The 19,248-nt window shown below is 53.2% G+C and carries 15 protein-coding genes and 1 riboswitch; of the genes, 4 read left to right on the forward strand and 11 right to left on the reverse strand.

The window, feature by feature from the left end:
* Positions 1 to 85 precede the first annotated feature (85 nt).
* The 4 genes from ppdK to AB9F26_RS07740 all read right to left on the reverse strand — a co-directional run bounded on the left by ppdK (position 86) and on the right by AB9F26_RS07740 (position 6,343).
* Positions 86 to 2,677 (reverse strand): pyruvate, phosphate dikinase, encoded by a 2,592-nt coding sequence (ppdK, locus tag AB9F26_RS07725; RefSeq protein ID WP_335585810.1) that lies wholly within the window; start codon positions 2,675 to 2,677, stop codon positions 86 to 88.
* Positions 2,678 to 2,765: 88 nt separating this feature from the next.
* On the reverse strand, positions 2,766 to 4,853 hold the full coding sequence (gene glyS, locus AB9F26_RS07730; protein ID WP_369767738.1) for a glycine--tRNA ligase subunit beta: 2,088 nt from the start codon (positions 4,851 to 4,853) through the stop codon (positions 2,766 to 2,768).
* Positions 4,854 to 4,856: 3 nt separating this feature from the next.
* Positions 4,857 to 5,390, reverse strand: coding sequence for a DUF6446 family protein (locus AB9F26_RS07735; protein ID WP_335585812.1), 534 nt, complete (start codon positions 5,388 to 5,390; stop codon positions 4,857 to 4,859).
* Entirely contained in the window at positions 5,387 to 6,343 is a 957-nt protein-coding gene (locus AB9F26_RS07740; protein WP_369767739.1) for a glycine--tRNA ligase subunit alpha, read from the reverse strand. The genes AB9F26_RS07735 and AB9F26_RS07740 overlap by 4 nt, the downstream gene beginning before the upstream one ends.
* 142 nt (positions 6,344 to 6,485) lie before the next feature.
* Here AB9F26_RS07740 and AB9F26_RS07745 point away from each other — a divergent pair, with 142 nt between their 5' ends.
* A complete protein-coding gene (locus AB9F26_RS07745; RefSeq protein WP_369767740.1) occupies positions 6,486 to 8,261 on the forward strand; it encodes a trypsin-like peptidase domain-containing protein in 1,776 nt (591 codons plus the stop codon).
* A gap of 73 nt (positions 8,262 to 8,334) precedes the next feature.
* Here the strand turns inward: AB9F26_RS07745 and folE2 are convergent, their stop codons facing one another.
* Both folE2 and metZ read right to left on the reverse strand, forming a co-directional pair.
* Positions 8,335 to 9,432, reverse strand: coding sequence for a GTP cyclohydrolase FolE2 (folE2, locus tag AB9F26_RS07750; RefSeq protein ID WP_335585815.1), 1,098 nt, complete (start codon positions 9,430 to 9,432; stop codon positions 8,335 to 8,337).
* Between the two features lie 80 nt (positions 9,433 to 9,512).
* Positions 9,513 to 10,694, reverse strand: coding sequence for an O-succinylhomoserine sulfhydrylase (metZ, locus tag AB9F26_RS07755; RefSeq protein ID WP_335585816.1), 1,182 nt, complete (start codon positions 10,692 to 10,694; stop codon positions 9,513 to 9,515).
* Positions 10,695 to 10,765: 71 nt separating this feature from the next.
* Positions 10,766 to 10,844, reverse strand: a riboswitch (SAM riboswitch).
* Between the two features lie 112 nt (positions 10,845 to 10,956).
* Here metZ and AB9F26_RS07760 point away from each other — a divergent pair.
* Together AB9F26_RS07760 and AB9F26_RS07765 are read left to right on the forward strand one after the other, a co-directional pair.
* A complete protein-coding gene (locus tag AB9F26_RS07760) occupies positions 10,957 to 11,883 on the forward strand; it encodes an alpha/beta fold hydrolase (RefSeq protein ID WP_335585817.1) in 927 nt (308 codons plus the stop codon).
* Positions 11,884 to 11,911: 28 nt separating this feature from the next.
* Positions 11,912 to 12,619, forward strand: coding sequence for a glutathione S-transferase N-terminal domain-containing protein (locus AB9F26_RS07765; protein WP_335585818.1), 708 nt, complete (start codon positions 11,912 to 11,914; stop codon positions 12,617 to 12,619).
* 20 nt (positions 12,620 to 12,639) lie between these two features.
* On the opposite strand, the gene AB9F26_RS07770 is transcribed toward AB9F26_RS07765, so the two are convergent.
* The 4 genes from AB9F26_RS07770 to AB9F26_RS07785 form a co-directional block, all read right to left on the reverse strand.
* Positions 12,640 to 13,248, reverse strand: a complete 609-nt coding sequence (locus AB9F26_RS07770; protein ID WP_039002584.1) for an inner membrane-spanning protein YciB — start codon at positions 13,246 to 13,248, stop codon at positions 12,640 to 12,642.
* An 8-nt stretch (positions 13,249 to 13,256) separates the two neighbouring features.
* Positions 13,257 to 14,159 carry an EamA family transporter gene (locus AB9F26_RS07775; RefSeq protein ID WP_039002585.1) on the reverse strand — a complete coding sequence of 301 codons (903 nt, stop codon included), beginning with the start codon at positions 14,157 to 14,159 and terminating at the stop codon, positions 13,257 to 13,259.
* A 1-nt stretch (position 14,160) separates the two neighbouring features.
* On the reverse strand, positions 14,161 to 15,240 hold the full coding sequence (gene ftsY, locus AB9F26_RS07780) for a signal recognition particle-docking protein FtsY (protein WP_335585819.1): 1,080 nt from the start codon (positions 15,238 to 15,240) through the stop codon (positions 14,161 to 14,163).
* Positions 15,241 to 15,346: 106 nt separating this feature from the next.
* On the reverse strand, positions 15,347 to 17,026 hold the full coding sequence (locus tag AB9F26_RS07785) for an NAD(P)H-dependent oxidoreductase subunit E (protein WP_335585820.1): 1,680 nt from the start codon (positions 17,024 to 17,026) through the stop codon (positions 15,347 to 15,349).
* Between the two features lie 204 nt (positions 17,027 to 17,230).
* On the opposite strand from AB9F26_RS07785, the gene AB9F26_RS07790 reads away from it, so the two are divergent.
* Positions 17,231 to 17,647 carry a hypothetical protein gene (locus AB9F26_RS07790; RefSeq protein ID WP_335585821.1) on the forward strand — a complete coding sequence of 139 codons (417 nt, stop codon included), beginning with the start codon at positions 17,231 to 17,233 and terminating at the stop codon, positions 17,645 to 17,647.
* A gap of 6 nt (positions 17,648 to 17,653) precedes the next feature.
* On the opposite strand, the gene xseA is transcribed toward AB9F26_RS07790, so the two are convergent.
* Positions 17,654 to 19,231, reverse strand: coding sequence for an exodeoxyribonuclease VII large subunit (gene xseA / locus AB9F26_RS07795; protein ID WP_335585822.1), 1,578 nt, complete (start codon positions 19,229 to 19,231; stop codon positions 17,654 to 17,656).
* Between the last annotated feature and the right edge of the window lie 17 nt (positions 19,232 to 19,248).

The raw sequence follows: 19,248 nt of genomic DNA on the forward strand, positions 1-19,248 counted from the left end.
CCCCCAAATATGGAAACAACTGTCGGCAATCAGTTTCGCTCAAATTTATATAAATTAAAACAATATCTTAGCTAAAGAAACGCCTCTAGGACCGCCACTTGTCTGCAATCGCTAGCTGTGCAGCAGCGAGGCGTGCAACCGGAACGCGATAGGGTGAACACGACACATAATCGAATCCCGCACGCCGACAAAAGGCAATCGATTCTGGATTCCCACCGTGCTCGCCACAGATGCCCAGAACGATCTGAGGACGCGCAGCGCGGCCGCGTTCCGCACCGATTGTCAGGAGCTCGCCAACGCCGTCCGTGTCCAGAACATGGAAAGGGTCTTCAGTGTAAACACCCAGACGGACATAATCAAACATGAACCGTGCGGCGTCGTCCCGCGACAACCCATAGGTCATTTGTGTCAAATCGTTTGTTCCGAAACTTAAGAAATCGGTGTTTAGGGCGATATCCCCAGCGCGTAACGCTGCACGAGGGGTTTCGACCATCACGCCCAAGCGAAAGGTGAAATCCACGCCTTCCGTGAAGCGCACTGCCGCAGCCACGGAATCAATTCGTGATTTCACCAATTCCGCTTCTTTTTGCGCGGACACCAACGGGATCATGATTTCAGGAACAACCGTATCCCCGCGTCGTGTCACTTCAACGGCGGCTTCGAAAATAGCGCGCGCTTGCATATCGTAGATTTCGGGAATTGTGATCCCCAACCGAACGCCCCGCATCCCCAACATCGGATTGAACTCCGTCAAAGCTTCAATCCGCGCGGTCACCGTCGACAACGGCAAGTCCAATGCTTCTGCGAGTTCATGAATACCTTCGCGTGTGGAAGGGAGAAATTCATGTAGGGGGGGATCAAAAAGGCGAATACAAACCGACTGTCCTTTCATAATCTCAAAAAGCTCTATGAAATCAGCGCGTTGCATAGGCATCAAGCGATCCAACGCTGCGCGGCGGTCTTCTGGCCCGTTGGCGAAAATCATTTCACGCATCACCGTTAGCCGGTCGTCTTCAAAGAACATGTGCTCCGTTCGACACAATCCGATGCCCTGCGCGGCAAATCGGCGGGCCGTTTTCGCATCTGCGGGGGTGTCTGCGTTGGCGCGCACATCGATATCACGGGCATCATCCGCCCAGTCGAGGAGGGTCGTAAAGGCGTCGTCCAAGGCGGCGTCGAGCAATTTTGGCTCCCCCGCCAGCACTTCCCCTAAAGAACCATCAACCGTGAGAAGATCGCCTTCGACAAAGCGGCGATTGTTGGGTGTGGTGAGTGTTTTATCCTTGGAATTTATCACAAGATCGAACGCACCAACGATACAAGGCAAACCCAATCCGCGTGCAATCACAGCCGCGTGGCTGGTCATCCCACCTTTTTCAGTCACAACAGCAACAGAAGCGTGCATGCCCCGAATATCTTCGGGGGAGGTTTCACGTCTGACGAGGATCACAGCATCCCCCTTTGCCGCAGCCGCTTGTGCTGCCGTCGCTGAAAACACGATCCGCCCCAGCGCCGCACCGGGGCTGGCACCAATACCGCGCGCAAGGATGTCGCGCTCGGCAAGAGGATCCACATGAGGGTGCAAGAGTTCTGTCAGCGAATGTGGGTTGATCCGCATGATCGCTTCTTCACGCGCAATGACGTCATCACGCGCAAGATCAACGGCAATGCGCAACGCGGCTCGGGCGCGCCGGTTAACCCGCACCGCATCCAGAATATGCAAAACACCGCCCTCAATCGTGAACTCGATTTGCATTTCTTCTCGCAAACTGCGCCGCGCCATTCCGCCTAATTCAACAAGGCGATCAAATTGCTCAGGCAACATATCTTGAAGCGAATCTCCTCGCGGGTCTTTGTTTAAAAACAACGCGTCCCTTTGAGCGCCAAGCGCATCACGGCCTTGGCTCTGGCATTTGTAGCGTCCTGTAATCTGCGGAAGGCCTGTTTCGCTGTCGACAAATTGAATAACGCCAGAGCCGCTGTTGTCATGACCAACACCCAAGGCCATTTCTTGTACGACCAACCCAAGACCCGCGTCCTCCGGGGCACCTTTTGCACTGCGCAGAAGACGTGCCGTGGTTCCAGACCATGCGCGCGCCATCGAACGGAGCACCTCGGCGAGCTGCTGGGCTGGGTCTTGCGGAAACTTCTCGTCCGTTTCATCCTCATAGGCGCGCAAAGCAGATTGCAAGGCGCTGTCCCCATCAGGGTCGTTCTTGTCAAAGGGTTGATCCTCAAACATGTCGGCATCAAGGCGTGCGACATGAACGGCATAAGCTTGAATAAAGCGCAAATAAAGGGCATTCGCGCTCGCTTTCCCTACCGACAATTCCATCTGTGCATGGCGTGCGTCATTCATTCCAATGTTTAAAACGGCGCGCGGACCGCCCCAATCGGGATCTTCGGAACTTGGTCGCACGGAAACAAGGGTACCGTCGCCAAAATCCCGCATCATGGCTGTGGTATCGGGTAATATTCCGGCTGCAATTCCGGCCACAGCATCAAAGGAAAGCGCAAGTGTGCGAGGAATTGGCATATCCAATCGCACCAGTCTCTGAAGACATTTAGCGCGCCCGCCGTGCCGTTTGGTAGCTATCGGCGCAGTTGTCGTGATCTGTGTGAACTCTAAAGTTTTCGCATTTTTCTGCACCGCAGCACTCCTTGTCTCCCAGACCATAACGTTTGAACGAAGGCTGGCAAGCTTTGACGTACCGTTTGCCGCTTAGGACGCCAAATTTGCGCCCTAAGCGGATTTCTTGCGATCTTCAACCTTCGATTTTACCCAAATCCGCAACCGTAAGGCACAGCGTGCGAATCCGATTTAGTAAATTCAAACGATTGCGCCGTGTGATCTGACTGTCGGTATTAATCTGAACCGAGTCGAAGAATGCGTCAATCGGCGCTCGGAGCCCGGCCATGGCGCTCATTGCGCCCGCGAAATCTTCGGCCTCGATGGCCGGAGAGATCGCAGCCTCGCCAGTGTCTAGTGCTGCAAATAACGCTTTCTCTTCGTCCGCTTGGGCATATTTCACATCCGCCCCATAGGAGTACTCCACACCATCTTTTTCTTCGGCTTGCGAGAGAATATTGTTGGCTCGCTTAAACCCTTGAAGAAGATTTTCACCGTCATCAGTTTTCAAAAACGCAGCCAAGGCATCAGCGCGCTTCACAAGAAGTGTAAGATCATCATTTGCAGGCATCGCCAAACAAGCGTCGATAACATCAAAGCGAATACCCTGGTCTTTGAGGTATGTTTTCAAACGGTCATGGAAAAAAGCCAGTAGGCTCTCTGTCGGGGCGGCCTCACCTGAATTGAGCGCATTTTCGTGACGTGCGAGTTGCGCGTCCACAAAGCGTTCCAACGGCAAACGCACGTTGTTTTCCAAGACCAAACGGATCACACCAAGTGCGGCGCGGCGCAGGGCAAACGGATCTTTTGACCCCGTTGGTTTCTCATCTACCGCCCAAAACCCAGTTAAAGTGTCCAACTTATCGGCGAGGGCAACAGCCACAGAGACCGGCTCGCTTGGGACATTGTCACTGGGACCAAGGGGCGAGTAATGCGCTTCACAGGCATCCGCGACGGGCTGCGGATGTCCGGCTTCCTCGGCATAATAACGTCCCATAAGCCCTTGAAGTTCCGGAAATTCGTAGACCATTTCACTCGAAAGATCGGCTTTGGCAACCTGTGCTGCAAGGGCTGTCATTTCGACATCAGCACCAACGACTGACGCTAAATCCCGCGCGAGTGCTTCAATCCGGTCGATCCGGTCGGCCTGCGTTCCAAGCTTATTATGGAAGGTGACATTCGCGAGCGACTTCGTCCACGACGCCATGTCAGATTTGGCGATCCGTAGATCATTTTCCCAGAAGAATTTGGCATCCGAAAGCCGCGCAAACAGAACCTTTTGGTTCCCCGCGAGGATGGTTTTGCCGTTGTCCGTGGTTTCTCGATTTGCCACGGTGACAAATTTCTCGATACGGTTTGTTTTTGGATTGCGCACAGAGAAGAACTTTTGGTGCTCTTTCATCGAGGTTTGCAGGACTTCAACGGGCAACCCGAGGAAGTCTCCGGCAATATCGCCCATCAGGACAACAGGCCATTCCACTAGCCCTGCGACCTCTGCCAACAATCCTTTGTCTTCAACGATTTCAAATCCCTGAGCAAAGGCCGCGTTGGTAGCATCGTTCCAAATCTGGTCTGCGCGTTCTTCAGATGAGAGCACGACGTATGCCGATTTCAGCTTGCGTTGGTAATCGTCGAAATGGGCAATTTTGAGTGATTTTGGTGCCATAAAACGATGGCCGAATGTAACGTCTGACGCTTTGATGCCGTCGACATCCAATGATACGACCGTGGTGCCAGTTTCGTCACTCAAAATACAAAGTATAGAGTGCAACGGACGCACCCATTTTAGACTCCCTGTTCCCCAGCGCATGGATTTTGGCCACGGAAAATTGCGGATTGCCGCTTCGAGCGTTTCCGCGACAATCTCAGCCGCAGGCCGCCCCGCCTTTTTGGTCACCGCGAAATAGACTCGGCCTTTTTTGTCATCGCGAATTTGCAGATCGTCCATCGTGAGCCCTGCGCCGCGCAGGAAGCCTTCGATTGCTTTTTCCGGCGCACCGACTTTCGGGCCTTTGCGCTCTTCAATGGTGTCGGGGCTCTCGGCGAGGAGGCCTTCGACGGATAGCGCGAGCCGTCGTGGCGTTGAGAAGGCCCCCGCTGACGCGTAGGTCAGGCCCGCGTCAACCAGCCCGTCCGTTACAAGTTTCTTCAAATCCGCCGCAGCGCGGGTTTGCATGCGTGCGGGAATTTCTTCGGAGAAGAGTTCGATCAGTAGGTCGGCCATGATTTATTCTTTCTCAGAAGGTACGGGAGGACAGGATGCGGGGACGGGATCGCCGTTGAAAGCATGCTCGCCACAGGTGTTGATTTGGTGCCAGGCATAGGCGTGCCCATCGTCGTAGACGGCGATCACACGATCAATGCCATAAATGATATTTGCTTGGCCCAAATAGGCGGTCGCGGTGCCCGTTTCGATGTCGGCTCCAAGTTTGCGGGCGTCAAAGCAGGAAAACTGTTTGGGAGCCACCAGCGGTTCGGCTGCGGGATAGGTTTGGAATGTTTCTGTCATCATGGCATTCGACATGGGCGTTGTAAAACACGCGCGATATCGGATCGGGGAGCTGTCAGCGTCGATCCCCTCGAACCCTGAAATAAGCATAGGTTCGGGAGCTTGGGTGACGAGGTTGGTTATCTGGATATTGGCATTCTCGGACGAAGCCTCAACGGTTTCGTAAAAGCCATATTCCTGCAAATAATACATCGCACCGCCGGCGATCAATGCTGTAATCACGATTGCACCTGCAATGAGTTTCCCGATCATGATTGCGCCTGCTCTTGTGCAACCCAGCCACCGGCCTCGGTTTGCACAAAGGCGTCTGCACAAGCTTTGGACAAGGTCCGCACGCGTCCGATATAGGCCTGACGTTCGGTTACCGAAATCACGCCGCGCGCATCGAGAAGGTTGAACAAGTGGCTGGCTTTAATCGCTTGATCATAGGCCGGATGCACCATGACAATGCGCTTGCCCGTTTTGGGATCAACATAGGGCTGGTCCAAAATCGTTTTGCACTCGGCTTCCGCATCCAAGAAATGCTGCAAAAGCACATCTGTGTTGGCAATGTCAAAGTTCCAGCGGCTGTACTCTTGCTCGGTTTGGCGAAACACATCGCCATAACTCAAGGCGGTAGGCGACGCGGGGTCGTTATACGGCATGTCCATCACGTGATCGACGCCAAGAATATACATCGCCAAACGTTCGAGCCCATAGGTCAACTCGCCTGACACTGGGTGGCAATCATGACCGCCAACTTGCTGAAAATAGGTAAACTGGCTGACTTCCATGCCGTCACACCAAACTTCCCATCCAAGACCCCATGCGCCAAGGGTTGGGCTTTCCCAATCGTCCTCAACAAAGCGAATGTCATGGATTTCCATATCCACCCCGATAGCGGCGAGGGACCCAAGATAGAGTTCCTGAAGCTCGGGGGGGCTTGGTTTAATCACGACTTGATACTGATAGTAATGCTGCAAGCGGTTTGGGTTTTCCCCATAACGCCCATCAGTCGGGCGGCGCGACGGCTGAACATAGGCCGCGGCCCATGCCTTGCTGCCAAGCGAGCGCAACGTCGTGGCGGGGTGGAACGTTCCCGCGCCGACTTCCATGTCATAGGGTTGCAAAACGGCACAGCCCTGCTCCGCCCAATAGTTTTGCAAACGCAGGATGATCTCCTGAAAGCTTCTAGGTTTGGTTTTCGAGTTTGAAGCGGCGGACATGGCGGATCCTTATGAAAATTCCCGTTCCAAATACGCAACCCTTCGCGAAGGGTCAATTGCTTGCTCTTGCATTATTGGCTCGCAATGCGCAAAACAAGACAAATAGCGCAACAGATATCCAACAAAGGGAAACCCGACCGCCATGACTCATGCCCGGCCACTGGTTACAGCCATTTCAATATTTCTTATTTCGACCCTTCTTGTTTTTCTCGCGGCCCCAAATCAGGCACAGGCCCAAGAAAATACATGGATTCAGATTGAAGCCCACCCGACCCTGAACGAGGCACAGACACGTGTGCGCGCCTTTTCAGGTGCCTTTCCGAATGTGGGCGGATTTCGGGTCAGCTCTGGCTGGTATGTAATTTCGATCGGCCCGTTTTCGGCAGCGGCTGCGGCGCAGGAACTTGAAAGATTGCAGCAGGAAAATTTGATCCCGAGGGACAGTTATTTGGCAGACAGCCGCGGCTATCAACAACAGTTTTGGCCCCTTGGAGGCACCACCCTTACTCAACCCACGACAACCGTTGAACCCACCACAAGCACCGAACTAACTCCGACCGAGCCCGTAGGCCAAATCATCACCCTTCCGGACGAAACCCCGGGTCAGGCGCGCGCAAATGAAAACGCCCTGTCACGTGAAGAAAAAATGGAACTTCAGGAAGCCATGCAATGGGAAGGCTTTTACACCAGTGCCATTGACGGCTCCTTTGGTGCCGGAACGCGGCGTGCGATGGCCGAATATCAAGCGGCGATGGGCTATGACACGACGGGTATCCTGACGACATACCAACGCGGCGAATTACGCGCGAAATTCAACGAAGTGTTCACAAATGCAGGGATGGAAAACTATAGCGACCCCAAAGCGGGAATTTCTATAGATCTGCCAATGGATTTGGTCGAATTTGACAGCTATACCGCGCCTTTCGTTCACTTCTTGCCAAAAGGCGACAGTGGCGTTTCCGTTTCTCTGATCTCGCAAAAGGGCGATCAGGCGACGTTGTTTGGCCTGTATGAAATCATGCAAACTCTTGAAATTGTTCCTTTAACAGGAGAGCGCGAGCGCAAGGATGCGAGCTTTGTTTTGCGAGGCAACAATGCAAAAATCAACTCCTATACCTATGCTGCCTTGGAAAACGGCACAATTAAGGGCTTCACCCTCGTTTGGCCTGCTGGCGACAAGGCAAATATGAACCGCATCATCGGTGTGATGATGACGAGCCTCCTATCAATGGGTGACACGGCGCTTGATGACTTCGCTGGTACTAATCAAAACGAGCAGAAGATTGACCTTCTGTCTGGCCTCCAAATTCGTCAACCAATCCTGTCGCGCTCTGGTTTCTATCTGGACGCAACAGGCACAGTCTTGACCACGAGCGAGTTTGCGGGAACCTGCGCGAAACTGACATTGGATGACCTAACATTTGCTGACGTTATCTTCACTGACCCGGCTCTCGGCATTTCTATTTTGAAACCTGAGAAAAAACTAGCACCGCTTGGCTTCGCGACTTTCGCCAATGCCTCCCCCCGTTTGAAATCGGAAGTCGCCGTCTCTGGTTATTCTTACGAGGGCGCTCTGGGGGCTCCGACAATGACGTTCGGCGCATTAGCAGACGTTCGTGGCCTTGACGGAGAGGTGAACACCCAGCGGCTAGATCTAGTGTCCCTATTGGGCGACGCAGGGGGCCCTGTAGTTAATGCAGGCGGAACGGTCATCGGCATGTTGCGCTCAACCGAAGTTAAGGACGGCCGCGCTTTGCCGGAAAACGTAAGTTTCTCGACCTCAGCGAATGCGATCCTCAAGATTTTGGCTGACAACGGCATCGCCTCGACGACGTCCTCAGAAGGCGGAGCGCTCCACCCAGTGGACCTAACGGCACGCGCGTCTGACATGACCGTCTTGGTGCGATGCTGGAACTAAAGGATAAAATTCAATAACTTAGGGCGCACCCAATACTTTGGCTGCGCCCTTTTTCTTTTCTGGGCCTGTGTCATCAGCCAACGTGGAATAACGTCGAAAACAGTTTCGGATCGAAGCTTTGGGCCTCGAACGTTTGCCCTTCTGTCAGAACACTCACAGCATCATGGCTGTGTAGACTTTCCTGGTGGCTCGCGACGATTCTATAGTCCAAAATGCGTTCATCATTCTGAAGTTGCTCACTAAACAGACGCGCGGCATCTTCGACAAAAATCGGGTTTGCCGCGTTGAGTTCGGCAAAGGCCTGCTCATCTTCACGCTTCACCATCACTTGGGTTTCCGTCGGCACCGCAACACGGCACAAATCAATCAAATCCTCAAACCAAAGACGTGGTTTTTCAGAGTTAAGCAAAACGGAGATACGGGCGACGGACCGCTGTGAATGTGGGGTAGCTAATTGGTGGCGTGTTTGGCGCGCATGTTCGGATAGTTCAAGCGAACAGGGGCATGTGGACGAGTAGACATAGTCCAAATGTATGATTTTCACAACTTTACCGGCGGTCTCGACCAACTCTAATGCTATATTGTAATACTGATAACCTGCCAGCCCTGACCGCAAACTCTTGTTCTTTACAGGAAAAGAAAACGCCATTTGAATGCGCGCGTCAAAACTCTCAAGATCGGTTTTGTAATCCGCGAGAGCGGCTTCAATAACGTCAAAACTGAAGACACTTTCCGCGTATTTGTAAAACGTGCGCATGATGCGCGACATGTTGATGCCTTTTTTACCAGCCTCTAGGCTGACCGTGCCTGTCACGGAGGTCTCTAGAGCCAGATCGCCGCCTGCGCGTGCCTGAAAGCGGATGGGGAGACGAAAATTCGAAATTCCCACGTGTTGAATGGGGCGCCGAGAGCCGCGAATGAGGCTTTCAGGGCCGTTCTGTAGATCAGGGAGCGTCGCACGATACGCGTCATCCGTTGTGAACTCCTCTGGATAAGCTCTTGCAAGCGCTGGGTAATTCTCCAACGCCCTCTCTGGAAGAAGCCGTCCAATCGCGGGGTCCAATTCGGCCACTTCTACTGGCGATACATGTGCGGCCCATTCCCTTAAGGTCTCGAGCGCAGCCTTCGCTTGATCGCGCGATAAAAGCGTTTTTTGCATGTCCGTATTCATTCCTTCCCCCCCCTTCAGGTAAAGCAACGTTACGCGGCTTTACCCAAGAGTTCCAACCCTATGCCGACAAAAATTGCGGCCTAAACGGCATCCAGTGCGTTCAAAATATCGGACAGCAAGTCATTGGTATCTTCAATGCCGATACTGACACGCACCAAACCTGGGGAAATTCCCAAAAGCACCTTTTGATCGTCAGGAAGACGTTGGTGGGTTGTGGTCGCCGGATGCGTCACAATGCTTTTTGCATCACCTAGGTTATTGGAAATAATGCAAATTTCCAACGCGTTCAGGAATTTGAACGCGGCATCTTTCCCGCCTTTAAGATCAATAGAAAGGACTGTGCCGCACTTCTCAAACTGCGCTTTGGCAATCGCTTGATGGGGATGGCTGTCTAAAAACGGGAACAATACGCGCTCCAGTTTTTCGTGCCCTTCTAAGGCCTCGGCGATTACCTCTGCGGAATGAGCCTGTGCGCGGACCCGCAAATCCAAAGTCTCCAACCCTTTGAGCATAACCCAAGCGTTAAAAGGACTCATCGAACCGCCAGTGTGTTTTAGGTACGTTTCTAGTGGGCCGCGGACATATTCCTTTTTCCCAAGCACAACACCACCAAGGCATCGGCCCTGGCCGTCAATATGCTTAGTCGCAGAATACACGACGACATCCGCGCCGAATTCAATGGCGCGAGAGAACACAGGCGTCGCAAAAACATTATCCACGATGACGGTCGCCCCAACGGCATGGGCAATCTCGGCAACAGATTTAAGATCTACGACTTCTAGGGTCGGATTGCTCACGGATTCAAGGAACACGACGGTAGTGTCTTTCCGCACAGCGGCACGCCATTGCGCTAAATCCGCACCATCAACGAAGGTCACTTCCACCCCGAAACGACGCAAAACTTCCTCGAGAATATAGAGACAGGAGCCAAAAAGCGCCCGCGAACTCACCACGTGATCGCCAGATTTGAGAATAGACATCAATGCGCCGTTTACGGCCGCCATACCACTTGCCGTTGCAAATGCGTCCTCTGCACCCTCGATGGCGGAGATACGATCCTCAAACATCCGAACGGTCGGATTGCCATATCGTGCGTAAATAAACTCGTCATCTCCGACCTCTACAAAGCGGGCCTCGGCGGCCTCGGCTGAGTCGTAAACGAAGCCTTGGGTCATAAAAATCGACTCGGAAACTTCACCGTATTGGCTGCGGCGGCTTCCAGCATGAACCATTTTCGTGCGCGCGTTCCAGTCTTTAGTCATTGTCTCAACCCTTTGTGCCTGTCTCCACTTACGTGAAAACACAAAAAAACCCCCTGCGCAAAAAGAAGCGAGGGGGTACGTCCCAGACCTCTTTAGCGGCATATTTAACGTGGCCCGCAATCAGGAGAACAAATCGCCACAGGACGCCTGAATAGGGGCCTGCGGCGCTTTCGTCAAGCCCGTCACGCAGTCGTAACGAGAAATTCATGCTCCTGATATACAGTGGATTTATCCCAATGATAGACCACGACGCGAGGACGCTATGCCCGTTTTGCGAATAAACGCTCCGTTTGGAGCGGCTGACCCAGTGTGCGCAACGGCGTGCAAATCTGTCGAGAACATGCTCAAAGGCCCATCAACGGGCCCCATAACGATTATGCTGCATGGTTTTCGATATTCGCCATTTGAAGAGAAGCATGATCCGCATGCCCAGATTTTTGCGTTAAGACCGCGTCATGAAAAACGAACCTGTATCTCTTGGCCCCATCACCTCGGATTTGGCAGAGCGACAAAGGAAGAGGGGCAGTGCATCGCCTTTGGGTGGCATGCGCGCGGCACAATTTGGCAAGCTTACAAGCAAGCGATCCCTGCGGCAGATACGTTGGCTGCTGTGATTACTACTCTGCACCATCTTGCCCCCAACCGCAAAATCAACGTGATGGCACATTCCCTTGGAGCGCGTGTTCTCTTGGCTGCGCTTGCGAAACTCCCGGAAAACGCCCTAAACCGTATTGTCTTAATGGCTGGGGCTGAGCTAAGTTCCGTGGCCCAAATTGCGATGCAGACTCCAGCGGGCAAAAGTTGCGAAGTTCTAAACATTACCAGTCGCGAAAATGATCTCTACGATTTACTGATTGAAACGGCCATTGCACCGCATCGCCCCTTTTCTCGTAGCTTGGGGCATGGCCTCTCCCCTGCCCGCGCGAATTGGCTGGACCTTCAACTTGACTGTGCAAACACCCTTGCCGCTTTGAGACGCCAAGGGTTTCCGATTGCGCCTCCGCTCCGGCGTATCTGTCATTGGTCAACCTACCTTCGACCTGGAATGTTTCCACTCTATCGCCAATTTCTCCACGCGCCAGACAGTCTATCAATATCCGATTTATCCGCGGCTTGCGCGCGTTCGCAATCCCGTCGATGGTCTCGTCTCTTTACCCGCGCCCCCTTGCTATCTAGTCCCAAAAGATGATCATTGCTCCGAGGATAAGGAGCGAATGATGACAATCCCAATAGACCTATATTACTGGCCGACCCCAAATGGTTGGAAAATTTCAATCGCTCTCGAAGAGATGGACCTGCCCTACAAACTTCATCTGATTAATATTGGTGCAGGCGATCAATTCGCACCCGACTTCCTTAAAATTGCCCCAAATAACCGGATGCCCGCGATTATCGATCCTGACGGGCCCGATGGTGCGCCCATTTCGATCTTTGAAAGTGGGGCAATTCTGCAATATCTTGCTCAGAAAACCGGACAGTTCGGGGGCGAGACTCCGCGTGAAAAAATCGCTGTAACCGAATGGCTTATGTGGCAAATGGGCGGCCTTGGCCCCATGGCAGGGCAAGCGCATCATTTTTTAAAATACGCGCCCGCAATGGAACCGCCAAATGATCTGCCCTATGCGAAAGACCGGTATCGCAATGAAACCGCACGTCTTTATGGCGTCTTGGATCGGCGTCTTGCAGAGAACGAATATGTTGCTGGCGACTTCTATTCCATCGCTGATATGTCGATTTGGGGCTGGGCCAGCCTTTGGGAAGGCCAGCAACAAACCCTAGAAGACAAACCACATTTCGCCCGTTGGCTGGACCAAGTCAGCGCGCGTAAAGGCGTCATCAAAGGTCGGGCATTGGCCGCTGAAAAGCGGTCAAATCTTCAAAGTGACAAAAAATCCCACGACCTTCTCTTCAAGAAAAAACCCTAGGCGTAGGCCTAGGGCGACCGTCATGTATCTTGATCTTCGACCGTTACCGCGTAGGTCTGCATGAGTTTGTTTTGAAACATAAAAAACACGAATACAGCAGCCGTGAGGCCGAAGGTTTTAAAATTCACCCACGCGTCCGTGCTCATCGTGCGCCAGACAAATTCATTCGTAATTGCGAGCGCAGCAAAGAAGGCAGTCAGCCGTTTCGTGAGGATCATCCAGCCTTCATCCTGCATAGGAAGGACTTCTTCCATGACCGAACGAAGGTAGCTTTTGCCCTGTAAAAGGCCGATCCCAAGAATACCGCCGAACAAAAGATAGATCATGGTGGGCTTCATTTTGAAAAAGCGTTCGTCGTTGAAATAAACGGACATTCCACCGAAAACCACGATCAAAACGGCTGTCATTAGCTGCATTTTTGACAGCTTGCCTGTCAGCCACCACAAAATTGCCGTTGAAGCCAAAATCAGGGGAATGAAAAGCGCCGTTGCAACAATGAACCCAGCGTATTCCACGCCGCCAATTGTGAAGAATTCATCCTTGATGCGGCCATAGAAAACGAAGAACAGGACGACTGGACCAAGCTCCAAGCCTAGCTTTACAAAGGGGTTTACCGTTTTTTCCGTCATCATTCTTCCTAACCGTTCATTTCAACAATGACTGCACCAACGGCAATCAATGACATAAGAATGAGCCGTCGCGGCCCAACCTTTTCCCCTAGCACCAGCCAGCCGATAAGGGCGGCAAATACTGTTGACGTCTCGCGCAAGACGGCAGCCTCGCCGACACTATCAAGCCGCGTCGCCATCATGATCGACCCAAAGCTAAAAAAGGCGACAAATGCCCCCAATATTCCGCGTTTCATCAAAGGCTTCAAACGCGGTTTCACCTGCATTTTTGAATAACGCCACGCAGCATAGGGCGGGATCGCAAGGCTATCAATAAAGAAAAACCACGCGAGAAAGGTGAATGGGTTGGCCGTTGCGCGAATTCCATAGGCGTCGTAGGTCGTGTAAAGCGCGACAAACATTCCGGTGCCGGTCGCCATCAATAGCGCCGCTTTCAGGGTCTCGCGATTGGTCTCTAGATACATCAGATTGTAGAGCCCCAACCCAAAAATCCCGCATAACAAAACCACTACACCGATCCACTGACCGAACGCGAAATGTTCACCAAACACCAGCCCCGCCCCAAGAACCGTAAACAGCGGCCCCATCCCGCGCACCACCGGGTAAACCACTGTATAAGCACCCAAAACATAGGTTTGCGCCTGCATGGCCTTATACCCAATATGGATAACAAACATGCCGAAAAAAATGGGCCACATGTGTGGCTCAGGCCACGGAACGACAAACAATGCAAAGGGAGCAGCCATCACGCCGTAGTTAAAATCAATCGCCCCACGCGAAAGCCACGGATCGTGCTCACCCTTTTGAAGCGCACCGAAAATAGCATGTAAAACGGCAGCCAAAAGGGCCAAACCAAGGGCAACCCTATGCCCCATTTCGGTTCCCTCAAGGGAAATAAGCCATTCAGTCAACCTAAATATCCGCCCCAGTTAGGGCACGGGCAAACTCCTCGGGGTCAAATGCGGCAAGATCGTCGATTTGCTCTCCGACACCGATTGCATGGATCGGCAACCCGAATTTATCAGCCAAAGCAACAAGAACACCGCCTTTTGCCGTGCCGTCCAGTTTTGTCATCACAAGTCCCGAAACATCGGCGAGTTGTTGAAAAACCCCCACTTGGTTTAACGCGTTTTGCCCTGTCGTTGCGTCAAGGACGAGGAGCGTATTATGGGGCGCTGTTGGGTCTTTCTTCTGAATAACCCGCACAATTTTCGCCAGTTCTTCCATGAGATCCGCACGGTTTTGCAAACGCCCAGCGGTATCAATCAACAACAGATCGGCCCCATCGGCCTCTGCTTTGGTCATAGCATCGAACGCAAGGCTCGCGGGGTCACTTCCCTCTGGTGCCGTCAAAACGGGCACGCCTGCACGCTCGCCCCAAACCTGCAATTGCTCCACGGCCGCCGCGCGAAATGTGTCACCCGCAGCGATGACAACATTCATGCCCGCCGCTTTGAATTGGCTCGCTAATTTTCCAATGGTCGTGGTTTTGCCAGAGCCATTTACCCCAACAACCAAAACGACCTGTGGTTTTTTGGTATAAATCGGTAGCGGCTTGGCCACGGGCTCCATGATGCGGGTAATTTCATCCGCCAAAAGCGATTTTATCTCGGCACTTGAAAGCTTTTTGCCAAAGCGCCCTTCGGCCATATTCGCCGTCACACGCAGGGCCGTATCGACCCCCATATCCGCCGATATCAGCAATTCTTCCAACCGCTCAAGCATCTCGTCATCAAGTTCACGGCGCGGTATATTCTTTTCGCTTTCGCGTCCAAGAATACGCCCCATAAGACTTGGTTTGGCCGGCGCGCTCACGACGACTTCTTCGATTTTTGGTGCTGCAACCTCTTGGGGGCTTGAGGGCTGCACTTCTGGGGAAGCGACCACTTCGGGCTGTGCCTCAACGGTTTCGGCGACGATTGCATCCAAACCCTCGTCAAGTTTTGACGAAGATTTTACCAGACGGTTCTTGAGCTTTTTAAAAAACGACATTGAGCGGCCTCTTGGTGATCCTCTTCACCTAAGCCATTGCCCCGCCCTATGAAAGAGGGGAGCAGCGAAATCACACGTTCTTCACCTTTTTTACGTCCGTGAAACGCTAAATTTCGTCGGGGAAATGCTTCATCACAAGTCGGATCGGATTTGGCGCGGCTTGGCCCAAACCACAGATCGACGCATCGACCATCGTTTGGCAGAGTTCTTCTAGCAATGGTTGATCCCAATGATCCGCCTGCATCAACTTCACGGCTTTCTCACAGCCAACGCGACACGGCGTGCATTGCCCACAACTTTCATCCTCAAAAAACCGCAACATATTGAGCGCGGCGTCCCTAGGGCGATCTTGATCCGAGAGAATAACAACGGCGGCCGATCCGATAAACGTTCCGTGTGGCTGAAGCGTGTCAAAATCAAGTGGAACGTCGTTTAAGTGTGCAGGAAGCAACCCCGACGACGGCCCGCCGGGTTGATACGCGTGGAAAATGTGGCCTTGTTTCATGCCGCCCGCCGCAGAAATAATATCGGTTACGGTCGATCCTGCAGGCAAAAGGTAGACACCCGGTTTAGCGACCCGCCCCGAAACGGAGTAGTTGCGCAGCCCAACCCGCCCGTTATGCTCAACCCCCGAAAAAACCTCCGGCCCTTCGCGCAGAATACGCGCCACCCAAGCGAGGGTTTCCACGTTGTGAACCAATGTTGGACGGTTAAAAATCCCGACCTGCGCAACAAATGGCGGACGATGGCGTGGCAATCCGCGCTTGCCCTCAATGCTCTCGATCATCGCGCTTTCTTCACCACAGATATAGGCGCCAGCGCCGCGGCGAAGGTCAATATAACCCTCTTGAACAATCTTCTGCTCGACAAGTTTTGCGATTTCCCGCTTCAGGATTTCGCACGCCGCAGGATACTCATCCCGCAGATAAATAAAGGCTTTTTCCGCGCCAATGCTCCATGCGGCGATCAACATACCTTCTAGAAAAAGATGCGGTTCGGCTTCTAGGTGCACACGGTCCTTAAACGTTCCAGGCTCCCCTTCGTCGCCATTCACAGCCAAATACTTGGTCCCCGTTTCCGCGAAGACAAACCCCCACTTCTTGCCTGACGGAAAGCCCGCGCCTCCAAGGCCACGCAACCCAGATTCAAAAACGGTTTCCGCCGTCGCCTCTGGGTCACCATTTTCACGCAACGCATGCAAAACGCGATATCCACCGCCTGAAACATAGGCGCCATAATCTTCATATTCGGGAATTTTTGTGTGGACATCACGCGCAGCCACAGCCGCCAAAACCTTCTCGGGCGTCGCATGATCAATGTGATTATGCCCGACCTCGGCAACCGGTGCCATGTCACAACGGCCCATACAGGGCGCGCGCAAAATCCGCACAGAAGCGGGATCGCTTCCTGCCTTCAGGGCGCTCATCAATTGCTGCGCGCCCTCCATTTCACAAGACAGCGAGTCGCAAACTCGAATTGTCAGCGCAGGCGGAACGGCCTCTCCTTCACGCACAACATCAAAATGCGCGTAAAAACTCGCGACCTCTTGAATCTCCGCCATTGAAACGCGCATTTCCTCGGCCAACGCCCGCAAATGAGGGGCAGAAAGATGGCCATACGCGTCTTGAATAAGATGTAGAAATTCAATCAGCAGATCGCGGCGACGCGGCACATCTGCCAAAAGTGTCCGAACCTCGCTCAAAGCAGCATCGTCCAATTGACGGCCCTTGGGCGTCGTGCGCCCCTTGCCCTTAGCGGACTTCCACACGCCTGTTTTTTGGTCCACACCGTTCTCCCATATTATTGCCTCATCATAAGGTTCGATTGGGCACGCACCACAACAAAAGCGACACAAAACACTTCGGAAACGTTGTGCTTTGTTTCGCATCGGCCCGGATTAACTACGATTGTAATCAAATTGAATATTTCTGGAGCCCTTCAGTATTTTCTGGCATAGTTCGCGCATCCGATTACCAAACTGGTGAATTGAATGTTGTTGCGTACCCTTGCCATACTAGCTCTTGTTTCTATTCCAAAACACGCCCTTGCGACGGATGTTTTGGATTTAGAAACTCTTGGGGAAAAAAGCTTTTCAGCCTACGTAACGGGCAAGACGTTGACCTATTCAAAAAACGGGCAAGTGTTTGGAGTCGAGGAGTATTTACCGGACAATCACGTGCGCTGGTCGTTCAATGATGGGGAATGCCAGGACGGTACTTGGTTCGCGCAAAATGACGAAATATGCTTTATTTACGATGGGCCGACGGTGCCGCAATGTTGGTCGTTTTCAGTGGGGAGCAACGGTTTGATTGCGCATTATGAAAATGCGCCCACATCTGACGAGCTTTATGAAACCGCGCGCAGTTCCACCCCGCTGTATTGCAAGGGGCCGGACGTCGGCGTTTAAAGGGTGCTAAAATAAAGTCCCTTGCCCGCCCGGCGGATTGGTTTTCTTTTTGGCTTTTTGGAGAGTCGATTCAGACTTCGGCGTGGAAGAAACAGCCCCCGTAGACATGCGCCCATCTTGGAATTGAACCTCCAAAACCCCTGCGGATTTTGCCGCAGTCACAGTGGTCACAAGGGTTCCATCCTCGCCCCTCACGACGGCATAGCCCCGCTTAAGCGTCTCAGTATATCCTAGGCTTTGCCGCATCCGCTCATATCCGTCGAGACGCTCACGCCGCGCATCGGTTTGCGTACGAGCAAGCGCGACAAATCGTTTGGAAACGCCCTCTAAGCGATCTTTCTTGCGCAGGATCTCGCGCTCAATATTTTCCGGCCGCAAGCGCACGGCCACTTTATCAAACCCCTGCCGTTTGTGCGATGTTCCACGGGCAAGGCTAGGGGCAAGCCCAAGGCTCCAGCGCGCCAGTCGATCTTGTGCGCTTTTGATCTGGCTGCGCAGAACAGCAGGTTGAAGTGGAGCGGATACCTGCTGCAATTTCAAACGTTTAGATTGAACAGCTTTGGTTAGATTGGGCCCCAATTGTAAACTTGCACGATCCAATCTCTGGCTTGCGTTTTCGAGCAAACTTTCTGGCCGTGGGAGCGCGCGGGACACATCCGCCAAACGTTGCCTCCGCTGGGAAACACCTTGGCTGATTGCCCGCAAAAGCCGCCCGCCTTGAGCATCGATATGCGCCAAAAGCTCCATGCGCACTGGCACCGCAAGTTCCGCCGCCGCCGTTGGTGTCGGCGCGCGTTTGTCGGAGGCAAAATCGATCAATGTTGTGTCGGTTTCATGCCCTACGGCCGAAATCAACGGAATTTCACTGGCGGCGGCGGCCCGTGCGACGGCCTCCTCATTGAAGCCCCAGAGGTCCTCAATCGAGCCCCCGCCCCGTGCGACAATTATGAGGTCAGGACGGGGAATCGCCCCGCCCCGCGTCATAGCATTGAAACCTTCGATCGCGGCCACAACTTCAGGCGCACATTTCGCGCCCTGCACCGCGACCGGCCAAATCAGAACTTTGCGCGGGAAACGGTCGCGTAAACGATGCAGAATATCGCGAATAACCGCCCCTGAAGGTGAGGTGATAACCCCGATCACCTCTGGTAAATACGGCAACTCGCGCTTGCGCCCTTGATCAAAAAGCCCTTCCGCCATAAGCAGCGCTTTGCGCTTTTCCAACATCGCCATCAACGCGCCCATACCGGCGGGGGCGATGTCTTCGATCACCATTTGATACTTGGATTGCCCGCCAAACGTGGTGAGTTTGCCCGTCGCAACAACCTCCATGCCTTCCTCAGGCTGGGTTGCAAGCTTGGCGGAAACGCCCTTCCAGATAATTCCAGACAAAACAGATCGATCGTCTTTTAGGTCGAGATAAATATGCCCCGACCGAGGCCGACTCACCCGCCCCACTTCGCCCCGCACACGTACACGGGAAAATTCGCCCTCTATCGTGCGTTTTATGGCGCCCGAAATCTCGGTTACGCTGAATTCTGGGGCGTTTTGGCCGGGTTCGGGGTCGTCAATAAGGTCGGACATGTCTGCTCGCTTGTTTC

Source organism: Falsihalocynthiibacter sp. BN13B15, from assembly GCF_041205415.1.
In the GTDB taxonomy this organism is placed as follows: domain Bacteria; phylum Pseudomonadota; class Alphaproteobacteria; order Rhodobacterales; family Rhodobacteraceae; genus Falsihalocynthiibacter; species Falsihalocynthiibacter arcticus.

Excerpts from the sequence above, each read along its gene's own strand:
- ppdK (WP_335585810.1), bottom strand. The coding sequence starts at position 2,677 with ATGGTCTGGGAGACAAGGAGTGCTGCGGTGCAGAAAAATGCGAAAACT.
- glyS (WP_369767738.1), bottom strand. The coding sequence starts at position 4,853 with ATGGCCGACCTACTGATCGAACTCTTCTCCGAAGAAATTCCCGCACGC.
- AB9F26_RS07735 (WP_335585812.1), bottom strand. The coding sequence starts at position 5,390 with ATGATCGGGAAACTCATTGCAGGTGCAATCGTGATTACAGCATTGATC.
- AB9F26_RS07740 (WP_369767739.1), bottom strand. The coding sequence starts at position 6,343 with ATGTCCGCCGCTTCAAACTCGAAAACCAAACCTAGAAGCTTTCAGGAG.
- AB9F26_RS07745 (WP_369767740.1), top strand. The coding sequence starts at position 6,486 with ATGACTCATGCCCGGCCACTGGTTACAGCCATTTCAATATTTCTTATT.
- folE2 (WP_335585815.1), bottom strand. The coding sequence starts at position 9,432 with ATGAATACGGACATGCAAAAAACGCTTTTATCGCGCGATCAAGCGAAG.
- metZ (WP_335585816.1), bottom strand. The coding sequence starts at position 10,694 with ATGACTAAAGACTGGAACGCGCGCACGAAAATGGTTCATGCTGGAAGC.
- AB9F26_RS07760 (WP_335585817.1), top strand. The coding sequence starts at position 10,957 with ATGCCCGTTTTGCGAATAAACGCTCCGTTTGGAGCGGCTGACCCAGTG.
- AB9F26_RS07765 (WP_335585818.1), top strand. The coding sequence starts at position 11,912 with ATGACAATCCCAATAGACCTATATTACTGGCCGACCCCAAATGGTTGG.
- AB9F26_RS07770 (WP_039002584.1), bottom strand. The coding sequence starts at position 13,248 with ATGACGGAAAAAACGGTAAACCCCTTTGTAAAGCTAGGCTTGGAGCTT.
- ftsY (WP_335585819.1), bottom strand. The coding sequence starts at position 15,240 with ATGTCGTTTTTTAAAAAGCTCAAGAACCGTCTGGTAAAATCTTCGTCA.
- AB9F26_RS07790 (WP_335585821.1), top strand. The coding sequence starts at position 17,231 with ATGTTGTTGCGTACCCTTGCCATACTAGCTCTTGTTTCTATTCCAAAA.
- xseA (WP_335585822.1), bottom strand. The coding sequence starts at position 19,231 with ATGTCCGACCTTATTGACGACCCCGAACCCGGCCAAAACGCCCCAGAA.